The following is a 12,739-nucleotide window of genomic DNA, read 5'->3' as shown; positions in this document are numbered from 1 at the left end:
TGGGCAGCACTACTCTGATGAAGGATAGCTGTGTCGAAAATCGTTGTACTGGTGTTGAGCCTGTTGTGTGTGGGCTTTCTCGCCGCACCGGCGGGTGCGAACCCGTTGTATCCGACTCCGGATCCGGATCCGTTCTTCACGGCACCGAGTGACATCGGTGCGCTCGCGCCGGGCGATGTCGTGCGTACACGCCGGATCGACACCATGCTCTACCCCGGTACCGAGGGCTGGCAGGTCGCCTTCCGCTCCACCAACTCCGCGGGCGACGCGATCATGGGCGTCACCACCGTGCTCATGCCGATCGGCGTGCAGAACCCGCCACTGGTGTCCTACCAGGCGCTCATCAACTCGATCGGCACCCGCTGCAACCCGTCGAAGTCGCTGTTCAACGGTGAGCTCCAGGACGCGCCCGGCGCGATGCTGCCGATCGGGCGCGGCTGGGCGGTCTCGGTACCCGACTACCTCGGCCCGACCGTCGCCTACGGTGCGGCGAAGATGAGCGGCATGGTCACCCTGGACAGCGTGCGGGCCGTCCAGAAAGTTTCCGAGCTGGGCCTCGGCACCTCGCCGGTCGCCCTGGCCGGGTACTCCGGTGGCGGCATGGCGACCGCGTGGGCCGGCGCGCTGCAGCCGACCTACGCGCCGGAGCTGAAGCTCGCCGCCGTGGTCGCCGGTGGCATCCCCGCCGACCTCGAATTGATGGCCGACGCCCTCGGTTTCGCGCCGCACCCCGGCTTCGGCCTGGCTTTCGCGGCCGCCATGGGTATCGAGCGCGAGTACCCGGAGCAGGTGCCGGTCTCGGATTCGCTCAACGAGCAAGGCCTGTGGTTCCGCGAATTCACCAAGGACGCGTGCCGCCGCTTCCTGCTGTTCCACGGTATTTTCCGCAACGCCGAGCAGATGGCCGCCTCCAAGGACCTGATGTCCAGCCAGGTCGCCCGCGGCGTCCTGCGTGAGAACAGCCTCGTCCACTTCAAGGGGGCGCCCACCGCGCCCACCTACATCTGGCAGGGCAAGTACGACACCCTCACCCCGTACGGGCCGGTGGCCGAGTCGGTCGCCCACTTCTGCTCCCAGGGTGCGCCGATCCAGCTCGCCACGATCGAGATCTCCGAGCACATGACGGCGGCCGCGGCCGGCTTCATCGATGCCTGGAACTACGTCGAGTCCCGCTTCCGCAACGAACCGGTCCCGACGAACTGCTGAGGTGACCCGGTGCTGGGCGACTCCTCGCCCGGCACCGGTCCGCCCGAGATCTCAGTACCGCTTCGCCAGATCGACACGGCCGGGCAGCACCATCAGCAGATCCTTCTTGACCTCGACCTTGCGCGTCGCGGCCCGAACCACGCGCGTCCCCGTCACCAGATCGTGGACGGCCCGGCGCCCGTTCGCAGTCATCATCGCGAGCACACAGCTCACCACGAACGTGCCGAATCCGAGCAGCGCCAGCACGTTCAGCGCAGCTGATTCCGGATTGCTGCCGGAGACCGACATCAGGAAGAACGGCAGGAAGATGATCAGCATCCGCACCGCGGCCTGACGCAGCGCGAGCTGGGGGCGCGCCCAGGCGCTCGCCGGAACCACACGGAGCCCGAGCAGTCCTTTCCCGATCGTCTGTCCGTCGCGACGGATCAGCAGGAAGACTTCCAGCCCGATGTAGGCGGCGAAATAGCACAGCCACGCACCGACGCTCAAGACCGAGTTCTTGTGCGCCTCACCGACGGCCAGGATCGCCAGATACATCGGCAGGCTCAACGGCACCGCGATCAGGAACGTGAGAGCAAGGCACACCGCGAGATCGATCAGCCTGGCGGCCAGGCGGCGGAAGAACGGAGCGTCATGATAGGACATCGCACCTCATAACCGGCCCACCGGGCGTCGATTGGGTTCGGCCGCTGCCGCTTTCGGCGCGGTAGGGCGCAAGGCTAGCAACCGGACATCACGTCGCGGATCAGTTCGGCGTCAATCGCGAACGCGACTCGCCGGGGTGCTCAGACCTGGTCGGACTCGTCGATGAGGTGTTCGAAGGCGCGCAGGTTCTTGAGGGATTCGCCGCGGGCTACGCGCCATTTCCATTCCTTGCGAATGGATTCGGCGAAGCCGAGTTCGAGCAGCATGTTGAAGTCGGTGTCGACGGCTTCGAGGATCTGGCCGAAGACGCGGTCGAGTTCGTCGGGGGTGACCGACTCGGCGGACATGCGGCCGACGAGGTAGATGTCGCCGACGTTGTCGAGGGTGTAGGACACGCCGAAGAGGCGGCGGTTGCGGCGCAGCAGGTACTTGTAGACGCCTTCGAAGTTCTCGTCGGGCTTGCGGCAGACGAACGATTCGATGCGCACGCCGTGCTTGCCGACGGTCAGCATCACCGTGGTCTTGAGCTTGCGTTCGCCGGGCAGGACGACGATGAACGTGTCGTCGCTGTGGCGGGTGTATTCGATCTCGCGATCACGCAGCGTCTCGTCGATCACCTGCGATACGGCGCTCACCTGCGTACTCCCGTCCGGCGCCGCCACAGCGCCCGCGATCTGGCCTGGCTTGTCTCGCCCGCGTGCAGGGCGATCCGGCCGCGTTCGGCGCGGAATCCGGCCATCGCGGCAGCGTAACTGTCGAGCAGGCCCTCGGCGGTGTGCGCCCAGGAGAACCGGCTCGCGTGGTCGACGGCGGTGGCGCTCATCCGCGCCAGCCGGTCCGGGTCGTCGAGCAGGGCGGCGAGGGCGTCGGCCCAGTCGCAGGTGCGGTGCCCCGGCACCAGCAGGCCGGATTCGCGGTGCCGGACGGCGGTGCCGAGACCGCCGACGTCGGCGGCGAGCACCGGGGTGCCACTGGCCTGCGCCTCGATGGCGACCAGCCCGAAGGATTCGTTGTAGCTCGGGACGGCGACGACGTCGGCCGCGCGATACACCTGCACGAGCCGGTCGGCGGGCTGCGGCGGCAGGAAAGTGACCTGCTCGGTGATGCCGAGGTCGGCGGCCAGCTCGATGAGCGCGTCGGGCCTGGCCAGGCCGCTGCCGGACGGTCCGCCCACGATCAGCACCCGCAGCTTGCGGCGGGGATCGCGGTGGATCAGATCCGCGGCGGCGCGGACAAGCACGTCGGGGGCCTTGAGCGGCTGGATGCGGCCGACGAACGCGACGACCTGCTCGTCGGGACGCAGGCCGAGTTCCGCGCGGGCCGCGAGCTTGTCGCCGGGGCGGTAGCGCGACAGGTCGGCGCCGGGCGGCACCACATCGATGCGGTCGGCCGAGGCGCCGTACAGGTCGACGAGCTGACGGGCTTCGTCACCGGTGTTGCCGACGAGCCGGTCGGCCTCGGCGATCACCTGCTTCTCCCCGATCACCCTGGTCTCGGGTTCGGGGGCGTCGCCCTCGGCGAGCGCGGCGTTCTTGACCGCGGCCAGCGTGTGCGCGGTGTGCACCAGCGGCACCCGCCAGCGGTCGCGGGCCAGCCAGCCGACCTGGCCGGAGAGCCAGTAGTGCGAGTGCACGAGGTCATAGTGGCCGGGCAGGTGACGCGCCTCCTGGCGCAGCACCTCGGCGGTGAAGGGACACAGCTGGGTAGGCAGCTCGTTCTTGTCCAGACCCTCGAACGGTCCGGCGACGACGTGGCGGACCAGCACACCCGGTCCCGCCTCGGCCACCGGCGGCAGATCCGACGACGTGGCCCTGGTGAAGATCTCCACCTCGGTGCCACGTTTGGCGAGCTCGAGCGCGGTCTGCAGCACGTAGACGTTCATGCCGCCCGCATCGCCGGTTCCGGGCTGCGCCAGCGGTGACGTATGCACCGACAGCACCGCGATGCGGTGGGGCAAGAGATCCGGACGACGCTGACTCACACCCTCCAGTGTGCACGCCGCGACGCCGCCACCGACATCCCTACCGGGATCGGTGACGGTCGTCACAGGATATTCGGGAGTGAGTGCACGCGGTGGTCGATACCGAGATTGCCCGATCGGCGCCGCCGCCGCGAGCGGTTTTTCGCCGTCACGTTCACCGAGCCAGCGCCGCCTCGAAGACCGGCCACGACTTGTGCAGGTCCTGCTCCCAGTAGCCCCACGAGTGGGTGCCGTTGGGCCGCAGATCCACGGTCGCGGGGATGCCGAGCGACTGGAGCCGATCGCGCAGCTGCTGGGTGCACAGGTTGGTGACGGCTTCCAGCGTGGCGCCGAAGAGCAGCTGATAGGTCAGCTGCACCGGGTCGCCCTGGGTGGCGATGGTGTCGTACGGGCCCGGGATGCCGGTGCCGGAGGAGATGTAGACGTCGGTGCCGCGCAACGCTTCCGCGTGCAGGTAGGGGTCGTTGGCCGACCACTCGGGATCGGTGGGCGGGCCCCACATATTGGCGGCATTGCCGAGTCTGCTGCCGACCACCGTGCGCACGATTGCCTGTCCCCTGGCGTCGCTGGTGCGCACGCAGCCGCTGTAGGACCCGATGGCCCGGTACAGCCCAGGTGCGGCGAGCGCGAGCTGGAACACCGAGGTCCCCGCCATCGACAGTCCCGCGATGGCGTTGGCGCCGGTGCCGCCGAACGCGGCGTCGATCACCGGCGGCAGTTCCTTGGTGAGGAAGGTGGTCCAGCGCGGCTTGCCGAGCACGGGATCGTCGGCCCGCCAGTCGGCGAAGTAGCTGCCCGCCCCGCCGAACGGGATCACCACATTGACCTGCTTGTCCTTGAAGAACTCGACAACATCGGTGCGATCGAGCCAGTTGCCGTCGCTGCCGCCGCCGACTCCGTTGAGCAGATACAGCGTCGGCGCCGGCTTGTCCGGGTCGGCGGCGCGCAGCACACGCACCCGGGTGACGGTGTCCATCGACGGCGAGTACACCCCCACATCGATCGTGTGATCCGGCTCCGTCCGCTGATCCTCGATCCGCGCCTGCTCGGCCCCCACCGCAGGCGATGCCATCCCAAGGCCCGCCAGCACGGCGAGCACAACCACAACGATCCGAGCGCCCACTGCCCGACCAAACATCATCGAACTCCGATCTCGACGCCGAACCCTTCCTGCCCGCGATCAAACGGCATTCTCGAACGCTACACACGGATTCGCGAAAACATTGTGACGATTACCAGAAGATTTTCCACCGCCCTGTGCGAACAAACTCCGTAGGTCTGGATCACAATCACAGTCCTATCACATCAGCGTTCGCGACGAGCGGATCAGCTGATCAAAGGGGCAGCGGAAGGGGGCTTTACCTGCGCTAATGCCCGACTCAGCTATCCTCGGATTACCCGGCGCCGCATGCTCGTGACGAACACCAAACGGTCGGAATTCCCTCGATTCGACCCTGAAATTGTCCACCGAAAATGCGATCCAACAGTGCTCGAGCCCACGCGCACAGATCACAATTAATCCGACCGGTCGCCGCGTGTTGTCGCCGCCGTCACACCCCGGCGTCCGGGAGAGGACCCCGCTGTCAGCTCACCGCAACGCCGCGGCGAACAGCGGCCAGGAGCGGTGCAGATCGTCGTTCCAGTAGCCCCAGGAGTGGGTTCCGTCGGGGCGCAGATCCACGGTGGCGGGGATGCCCAATTCGCCGAGGCGCACGGCAAGTTGCCTGGTGCACAGGCCGGTGACCACGTCGAGCGCGCCACCGACGAGGAGCTGGTCGAGCAGTTTCGCGGTGTCGCCGCCGATGCCGGGGCCGTCGATGGTGTCCAGCCCGCCGGGCAAGCCGGTGCCGGACGCCGCGTAGATGGCCAGGCCGCGGAGGCGATCGGCGTGCAGGAAGGGGTCGTTGGCGGCCCAGAGCGGGTCGCCGGGTTGTCCCCACATGTTCACAGGGTCGCCGTTCTGGCCGGAGACGACGGTGTTGACGATGGCATGTCCCTGGGGACCGCTGGTCGAGACGCAGCCGCTGTAGCTGCCGACGGCGCGATAGAGCTGGGGCGCGGCGAGCGCGAGCTGGAACGCGGCGGTGCCCGCCATGGAGACGCCCGCGACGGCATTGGCGCCGGTGCCGTGGAATTCGGTGTCGATCAGGCGGGGTAGTTCGCGGGTGAGGAAGGTCGTCCAGCGCTGGCGGCCGAGGACCGGGTCGTCGGCTCGCCAGTCAGCGTAATAGCTGCCCGCGCCGCCGATCGGCATCACCACGGTGACCTGCTTGTCCGCGAAGAATTGCGCGGCGTCGGTGCGGGTAAGCCAGTTTCCGCCGTCGCGCCAGTCACCGGTCGTGCTGCCGCCGTCGACTCCGTTGAGCAGGTAGAGCACCGGTGCGGCGGCCGTGCGGTCGGGCGCGGACAGGACCGCGACGTGCACCGATCGGCCCATCGCCGCCGAATGCACGACCAGGTCGACGACCCGGCCCTGCCCCGGCGTCACCGAGACCAGCCGGGCGGCATCGGTCACCCGCGGATCGGGCGGCGCCGCGCCCGCCACCGCCTGCGCACCGACGAGGCACGCCGCCAGAAGAAGCCAACAACGCGCCACGACGCCCATGCGTCACCTCCATGCCCGGCCGGTGTTCGGGCCGTGCATCGAGGGTAGGCGGGGTCATCAGCCGGCGGACTCACTTCTGAAACATTGGATGTTCACAGGCGTTGACGGGCTCAGGCCAAGGCGTCGATGAAGGCGCTGACCTCGCCGACGAAACGGGCCCTGTCTTCGATGAACAGACCATGCTGAGCACCTTCCCAGTAGGAAGCGCGCACGTCGGGTGCGTTGTCGGCGATGTAGCGGCCATTGTCGACGGGGACCACCGGATCCTCGGTGCCGTGCAGGACCAGCACCGGAATGTCCAGTGAGCGCAGGGTTTCGGTGTTGTCTACGGTGCGGTAGAACAGCGCCTTGCGAACAGCGGGCGGGGTGGCGAGGCTGCCGCCGAAGAGCCGCTGGGCGTCGGGGCCCTTGTCGTCACCGGGGCCGGTATTGGCATTGCCGAACACGGCGAACGCGCGGACGGCGCGACCGGCGGCCTCGTCGAAGACACCGGGAATCGCCTTCTCCATCGCCGGGCCGGGCGCCGCGCCGGGCACTCCGCGACCGATGTGGGCGGTGGCGCCGCAATAGATCACGCCGGCGACGGCCGCGGAGCCTTCGGTAGCCAGGTAATCGGTGGCGACGATGCCGCCGTAGGACCAGCCGAGCAGGACCGCGCCGGAGTCGATGCCCTCGGCGGCGAGGACGGCGGCCACATCGCCCGCCCACGCCTTCGGATCGTCGTAGCCCGCGCCCGGATCGTCGGAGTAACCGTGCCCGCGCAGGTCGACGGCGATGACGCGATACCGTTGCGCCAGATCGTCGGCCGCCGCGCCCCAGCAGCGCAGATTGCCCGCCCAGCCGTGCAGCAGCACCAGGGGCCTGCCGGTCTCCGGGCCGCTCGCCCGGTAGACGATCCTGGTTCCATCGGCACTGACAGCATCGCGAATAGCCATGCCGACAGGCTAACGCCGGTCCACATCACGGTGATCCGAGCCATGGCGACAGCGAATCGGCGGCGAATAGGATCACTGTCCATGAGCACTCGCACCGCCGTCGTCACCGGAGCCAGCTCGGGAATCGGCGAAGCCACCGCCCGGGAACTCGCGAAGCAGGGGTACCACGTCTACGTGGGCGCCCGGCGGTTCGACCGGGTGCAGCGGCTGGCCGAGGAGATCGGCGGCACCGCGGTCGAACTCGACGTCACCTCCGAGGAGTCGGTGCGCGCGTTCGCCGAGACGATCGACCGGGTCGACGTGCTGGTCAACAACGCGGGCGGCGCGAAGGGCCTGGCCTCGGTCGCCGAGGCCGACCTCGACGACTGGCGCTGGATGTGGGAGACCAACGTCCTGGGCACGCTGCGCCTGACCAAGGCGCTGCTGCCGAAGCTGATCGCCTCCGGCGACGGCCTGATCGTCACCATCACCTCGATCGCCGCCTTCCACGCCTACCCGAACGGCTCGGGCTACACCTCCGCCAAGCACGCCCAGGCCGTGCTGCACCGCACCCTGCGCGACGAGCTGCTGGGTCAGCCGGTCCGCCTGACCGAGATCGCGCCGGGCGCGGTGGAGACGGAGTTCTCGCTGGTCCGCTTCGACGGTGACGCCGAGCGCGCCGCCAAGGTCTACGAGGGCATCGACCCGCTGTATGCCCAGGACATCGCCGAGATCGTCGGCTTCGTCGCCAGCAGGCCGCCGCACGTGAATCTCGACACGATCGTCGTCAAGCCCCGTGACCAGGCCGGGCCCGGCAGCTTCGCGCGACGCTCCTGACCTGCGACGTTCAATCCCCGGACCGGGCAACCTAATCCGGGGATGACGGCTGTCGAGTGGCGTCCGCCGGGCCCGGACCCGATACTGCGCGTGGTCGCGCCGAGCAGGTCGGTGGCGTAGCTGTGAATTCGCTACCGGCCGGCACGGTCGCTAGCATCACCACGTTTGCCGATAGCCAGTCTGAGGAGTACTTCACCGATGCGCAGCAGTATCAAGTCCGTGTTCGACGGGTTCAAAGACTTCCTGATGCGCGGGAACGTCATCGACCTCGCGGTCGCGGTGGTCATGGGCACCGCGTTCACCGCCGTGGTCACCTCGTTCACCAAGGGCCTCGTCAACCCGCTGCTCGCGGTGTTCGGCTCGACCAACGAGCTGGGCCTTGGCGTCCAGCTGATCGCCGACAAGCCGGCGACCTTCATCGCGCTCGGCCCGATCATCACCGCGTTCATCGACTTCTTCATGGTCGCCGTTGTCCTGTACTTCGTGCTGATGCTGCCGATGAATTCGCTGAAGAACAGGTTCGGCACCACCAAGGCCGCCGAGCCCACCGAGACCGAGCTGCTCATCGAGATCCGCGACCTGCTGGCCAAGCAGCAGGGGCTGAGCTCCGAGCAGTCCGAAGAGCTGAGCAAGGAACGCGCCACCGAGTCCGCCTAGCGGATACTGGCCCGCATGAGCACACCACCGGACGGACTGCCGATCTATCGCGTGTTGACCGGCCCGGACGACGAGACATTCTGCCGGCGAGTGAGCGCGGCGCTCGCCCTCGGCTACGAACTGCACGAGGGCCCTGCCGTCACATTCAACGGCGAGAACGTCATCGTCGCCCAGGCATTGGTCTGGCCGACCCGATAGCGGATCTCACCCGTCCCGGTTCCGCCGAGGCAACAGCAGCGCCGGGATCATCGCCAGGGCGATCATGACCGGAGCGATCAGATAGGTGTGCTGGAAGGCCTCGGCCAGCGCCGGGGCCAGGTCGGCGCGCTGCGCGGGGTCCATGGCGTGCAGGGCCTGGAGCCCGCCGGTGACCGGGAGCAGTGCGCCCAGCGTCACCGAGGCCACCGCGGTGCCGATCGCCATCGCGGTGGTGCTGATCATGTTCAGCACCGTCGACCCGGCGGGCTGCTGTTCCCGGCTCAGCGGCCTGGTCGCGGTGGTGATCACCGGCATCATGGTGCCGCCGCCACCCGCGCCCATCAGCACCATGGTCGCGCCCAGCGCCCAGTACGGCGCGTCCGCGTCGAGCTGGAGCACGAACAGCACGAAACCGGTGAGCGCCACCGTGATCGACACCGGTAGATAGCGGCCGGGCGGAATCCGGTCGATCAACCGGCCCGCCACCTGCATGGTCGCGCCCGAGGCCAGCGCGAACGGAATGCCGAGAGCGCCTGCCACCAGGGCTGATTCACCGCGCACCACCTGGAAGTACAACGGCAGCAACAGCATCGAGCCGAAATAGCCGCTGGCGAACAGCGCCAGCAACGCGGCGGAGATACCGGTCGTGCGGTTGCCGAGCACCCGTAGATCCAGCAGCGGAACCGGGACGCTCAGCGACCGCAGCACGAAGGCGACGATGAGCCCGGCGCCCGCCAGCAGCGGCACCAGTACCGACGGCGTCGCGAAACCGGCGCTCTCCCCCGCCGCGGTCACGCCGTAGATCACCAGCGCGAGACCGGGCGACATCAGCAGCAGGCCGACGACATCGAGCGGACGCGGCGGCTCGGGCACGTCATCGGGGACCACCCGCGCGGCCAGCACCAGGACCAGCGCGCCCAGCGGCAGGTTCAGGAAGAACATCCACCGCCACGACACCTCGTCGATGAGATAGCCGCCGATCACCGGCCCCAGCAGCGGACCGACCAGGATCGCCAGGCCGAGGGTGCTCATCAACCGGCCCAGACGTTCCGGGCCCGCCGCGCGCAGCAGGATGGTCATCGCGACCGGCATCAGCAGACCGCCGCTCGCGCCCTGCACCACCCGGAAGGCGATGAGCGACTCGGTGTTCCAGGCCAGGCCCGCCAGGACCGAGCCGACGACGAAGGCGGCGATCGCCGTCAGATACAGCCGTTTGGCGCCGAAGCGGCCGACCAGCCAGGCCGAGGTCGGGACCACGGCGCCGAGGGCGAGCGAGTAGCCGGTGGCCACCCACTGGATCGTGCTCAGTCCCGCGTCGAACTCGGCGGAGAGTTTGTTGATGGCGACGTTCACGATCGTCTGATCGAGGGTCGCCATGATCATGCCGACCACCAGCACCAGCGCGATGCGCATGGGGTTGCGGGTGGTGGCGGGGGCTGTCGTTGTGGTGAGCACGGCCGTCACTTCCCGTACGGGCGGACGGCGCGGGCGGTGCGCAGGGCCTCGCCCCACCAGGTCAGCTGGTCGAGCAGGACCGCGGCGGCGGTGTCGGCGCCTGCCACGTCGATCAGGTCGCCCGTGTTGTCGAACCGGCCCCACGGATTGGGCAGGGCGACCGAGTCGCGCACCGTGACCGCGTGCAGTTCGGCGAACACCGGACGCAGATGTTCCACGGCGCGCAGGCCGCCGGAGATGCCGCCGTAGGAGACGAAGCCGACCGGTTTGGCCTGCCATTCGGTGTGGAGGGTGTCGATCAGGTTCTTCAGCGTGCCGGGGTAGCTGTGGTTGTACTCCGGGGTCACCACGACGAACGCGTCCGCGCGGGAGAGTTTCTCGGTGGCCTCGGCCACGGACGGGTGCTCGGTGGCGGCGCCGAAGGTCGGCGGCAGTTCGACCTGGCCCGCATCGACGACGTCGACGTCCATGGTGTCGCGCAGCCGCGCCTGCCGGACGAACCAGTCGGCGACGGTCGGGCCGAAGCGCCCCTCCCTGGTGCTGCCGATGACGACGGCGATCCGCAGCGGGCGTATCGCGGTCCTGGCGTGCTCAACCGTGGCGCTCATGCCTGCACCTCGCTGTCGCTCGGCTCCGGCATGACCGCCGAGGCGGCTGTGTTGATCGACCGCTCGCTGCGCTCGCTCATGAGGTTCCTCCAGCTCGGTGGCGGCCACTCGGCCGCCGCTGCGCACAACGGTGCTACCTCAACCTTTCTTCAGGTCAAGCGCAAGCAATTCACCCCTTGACCGGAATACCCCCCATGGGTATATAGTTGCATCTATACGCAGATAAGAGACCATGCATTACCCAGGAGGGCCGACCGCCATGACCACCTCACTGTTCGCCCACCGGGACTATCGCCTGCTGTTCACCGCGCAGATCGCCGCCCTGTTCGGCACCGGCCTCACCACCGTCGCCCTCGGCCTGCTCGCCTACGAGCTGGCGGGCGGGAACGCGGCGATCGTGCTCGGCACCGCGCTGACGTTGAAGATGATCGCCTACGTCACCGTCGCGCCGATCGCGGGCGCGTACGCCGGCCTGCTCCCTCGCAGGCAATTCCTGATGGCGCTCAACGGCATTCGCGGCGCGATCGTGCTCGCCCTGCCGTTCGTCGACCAGATCTGGCAGATCTACGTACTGATCACCCTGCTCCAGATCGCCTCGGCCGCCTATACCCCCACCTACCAGGCCGTTTTGCCGGACATCCTGCCCGACGAACGCGACTACACGAAGGCACTGTCGGCCGCGCAGCTGGCCGCGACCATGGAGACGCTGCTCAGCCCGATGCTGGCGGCGCTGGCACTCAGCGTGATCAGCTTCCACTGGCTGTTCGTCGGCACCGGTATCGGCTTCGTGATCTCGATCGCCCTGGTCATGGCAGCGAGCATCCCGAACGCGGTGGTCGGCGACAGCGCGATCGGCGAACGGCTCGCCGCGGGTCTGCGGCTGTTCGCGGCCACCCCCCGACTACGTGGACTGCTCGGGCTGAACCTGGTGGTCGCCGCCGCCGGCTCGGTGGTCATGGTCAACACCGTGAACTACGCGCGAGACGTGCTGGGCGGCAACCAGTCCGGCGTCGCGATGCTGCTGGCGGCCAACGGGCTCGGCACGATGCTCGTCGCCCTCACCCTGCCCAAGATCCTGGACCGGCGTGGCGAACGTCCGGTGATGCTCACCGGCGCGGCCGTCCTCGTCACCGGACTGGCCGCCGCGATCACCCTGTCGACCACGACCACCGGCGCCTGGAGCTGGCCCGCCGCCCTCACCACCTGGGCGATCATCGGCGCCGGCACCGGCCTCGTCCTCACCCCCACCGGCCGTGTCCTACGCCGCTCGGCCCGCCCGGAGGACCGGCCCGCCCTCTTCGCCGCCCAGTTCTCGCTCTCCCACCTGGCCTGGCTGGTCACCTACCCGATCACCGGCTGGCTGGCCACCACGGCCGGATTCACCACCACCTGGGTGACGCTCGCGGTCATCGCCGCCCTCGGCGTCATCGCGGCGGTCCGGCTGTGGCCGCGGAAGGATCCCGCCGAGATCACCCACATCCACGAGATCGGCACCGTCGACCCGGCGATTCTGGTCGACGCCATCCAGGTCGGCCCCCGCCACTTCCAGCACACCCACTCCTACGTCATCGACCGCAACCACCCTCGCTGGCCCAGCCGAACCCCGGCCCTGGTCTGACGAGCACCGCCGCGA

At 68.7% G+C, this 12,739-nt stretch carries 14 protein-coding genes; 6 read left to right on the top strand and 8 right to left on the bottom strand.

Features of this window, described 5'->3' with window-relative positions:
- Positions 1-30: 30 nt before the first annotated feature.
- Entirely contained in the window at positions 31-1,206 is a 1,176-nt protein-coding gene (locus IEY60_RS07445) for a lipase family protein (RefSeq protein ID WP_229739636.1), read from the top strand.
- A gap of 51 nt (positions 1,207-1,257) precedes the next feature.
- On the opposite strand, the gene IEY60_RS07440 is transcribed toward IEY60_RS07445, so the two are convergent.
- The 6 genes from IEY60_RS07440 to IEY60_RS07415 all read right to left on the bottom strand — a co-directional run bounded on the left by IEY60_RS07440 (position 1,258) and on the right by IEY60_RS07415 (position 7,372).
- Positions 1,258-1,851, bottom strand: coding sequence for an RDD family protein (locus tag IEY60_RS07440; RefSeq protein WP_189025465.1), 594 nt, complete (start codon positions 1,849-1,851; stop codon positions 1,258-1,260).
- 140 nt (positions 1,852-1,991) lie between these two features.
- On the bottom strand, positions 1,992-2,486 hold the full coding sequence (locus tag IEY60_RS07435; RefSeq protein WP_189025463.1) for a type III secretion system chaperone family protein: 495 nt from the start codon (positions 2,484-2,486) through the stop codon (positions 1,992-1,994).
- On the bottom strand, positions 2,483-3,841 hold the full coding sequence (gene mshA, locus IEY60_RS07430) for a D-inositol-3-phosphate glycosyltransferase (protein WP_189027354.1): 1,359 nt from the start codon (positions 3,839-3,841) through the stop codon (positions 2,483-2,485). Before mshA ends, IEY60_RS07435 begins: the two co-directional genes overlap by 4 nt.
- Before the next feature lie 145 nt (positions 3,842-3,986).
- Positions 3,987-4,973, bottom strand: coding sequence for an alpha/beta hydrolase (locus IEY60_RS07425; RefSeq protein ID WP_189025461.1), 987 nt, complete (start codon positions 4,971-4,973; stop codon positions 3,987-3,989).
- 447 nt (positions 4,974-5,420) lie between these two features.
- Positions 5,421-6,437: an alpha/beta hydrolase gene (locus IEY60_RS07420; protein WP_189025459.1), complete on the bottom strand. Its 1,017-nt coding sequence runs from the start codon at positions 6,435-6,437 to the stop codon at positions 5,421-5,423.
- Positions 6,438-6,547: 110 nt separating this feature from the next.
- Positions 6,548-7,372, bottom strand: a complete 825-nt coding sequence (locus IEY60_RS07415) for an alpha/beta fold hydrolase (protein ID WP_189025457.1) — start codon at positions 7,370-7,372, stop codon at positions 6,548-6,550.
- Between the two features lie 81 nt (positions 7,373-7,453).
- On the opposite strand from IEY60_RS07415, the gene IEY60_RS07410 reads away from it, so the two are divergent.
- The 3 genes from IEY60_RS07410 to IEY60_RS07400 all read left to right on the top strand — a co-directional run bounded on the left by IEY60_RS07410 (position 7,454) and on the right by IEY60_RS07400 (position 9,043).
- A complete protein-coding gene (locus IEY60_RS07410; protein WP_189025455.1) occupies positions 7,454-8,188 on the top strand; it encodes an SDR family NAD(P)-dependent oxidoreductase in 735 nt (244 codons plus the stop codon).
- A 198-nt stretch (positions 8,189-8,386) separates the two neighbouring features.
- On the top strand, positions 8,387-8,845 hold the full coding sequence (gene mscL / locus IEY60_RS07405) for a large conductance mechanosensitive channel protein MscL (protein ID WP_229739635.1): 459 nt from the start codon (positions 8,387-8,389) through the stop codon (positions 8,843-8,845).
- Positions 8,846-8,860: 15 nt separating this feature from the next.
- Complete coding sequence (locus tag IEY60_RS07400) at positions 8,861-9,043, top strand: DUF1737 domain-containing protein (RefSeq protein ID WP_189025453.1); 183 nt, start codon at positions 8,861-8,863, stop codon at positions 9,041-9,043.
- 6 nt (positions 9,044-9,049) lie between these two features.
- Here IEY60_RS07400 and IEY60_RS07395 read toward each other — a convergent pair whose 3' ends face one another.
- Positions 9,050-10,498, bottom strand: coding sequence for a DHA2 family efflux MFS transporter permease subunit (locus IEY60_RS07395; RefSeq protein ID WP_229739634.1), 1,449 nt, complete (start codon positions 10,496-10,498; stop codon positions 9,050-9,052).
- Positions 10,499-10,503: 5 nt separating this feature from the next.
- Positions 10,504-11,106 carry an NADPH-dependent FMN reductase gene (locus tag IEY60_RS07390; protein ID WP_189025448.1) on the bottom strand — a complete coding sequence of 201 codons (603 nt, stop codon included), beginning with the start codon at positions 11,104-11,106 and terminating at the stop codon, positions 10,504-10,506.
- Here IEY60_RS07390 and IEY60_RS07385 point away from each other — a divergent pair.
- A complete protein-coding gene (locus tag IEY60_RS07385; RefSeq protein WP_189025446.1) occupies positions 11,086-11,286 on the top strand; it encodes a hypothetical protein in 201 nt (66 codons plus the stop codon). The two genes, IEY60_RS07390 and IEY60_RS07385, sit on opposite strands and share 21 nt — an antisense overlap.
- A gap of 79 nt (positions 11,287-11,365) precedes the next feature.
- The gene (locus IEY60_RS07380) at positions 11,366-12,724 is read left to right on the top strand and encodes an MFS transporter (RefSeq protein WP_189025444.1); all 1,359 of its coding nucleotides are present in this window, start codon (positions 11,366-11,368) and stop codon (positions 12,722-12,724) included.
- Positions 12,725-12,739 lie beyond the last annotated feature (15 nt).

The organism is Nocardia rhizosphaerihabitans, assembly GCF_014646295.1.
Classification (GTDB): Bacteria; Actinomycetota; Actinomycetes; order Mycobacteriales; family Mycobacteriaceae; genus Nocardia; species Nocardia rhizosphaerihabitans.
Note: the sequence above shows the minus strand (reverse complement) of the source record. Positions and strands in the feature narration are given on the sequence as shown.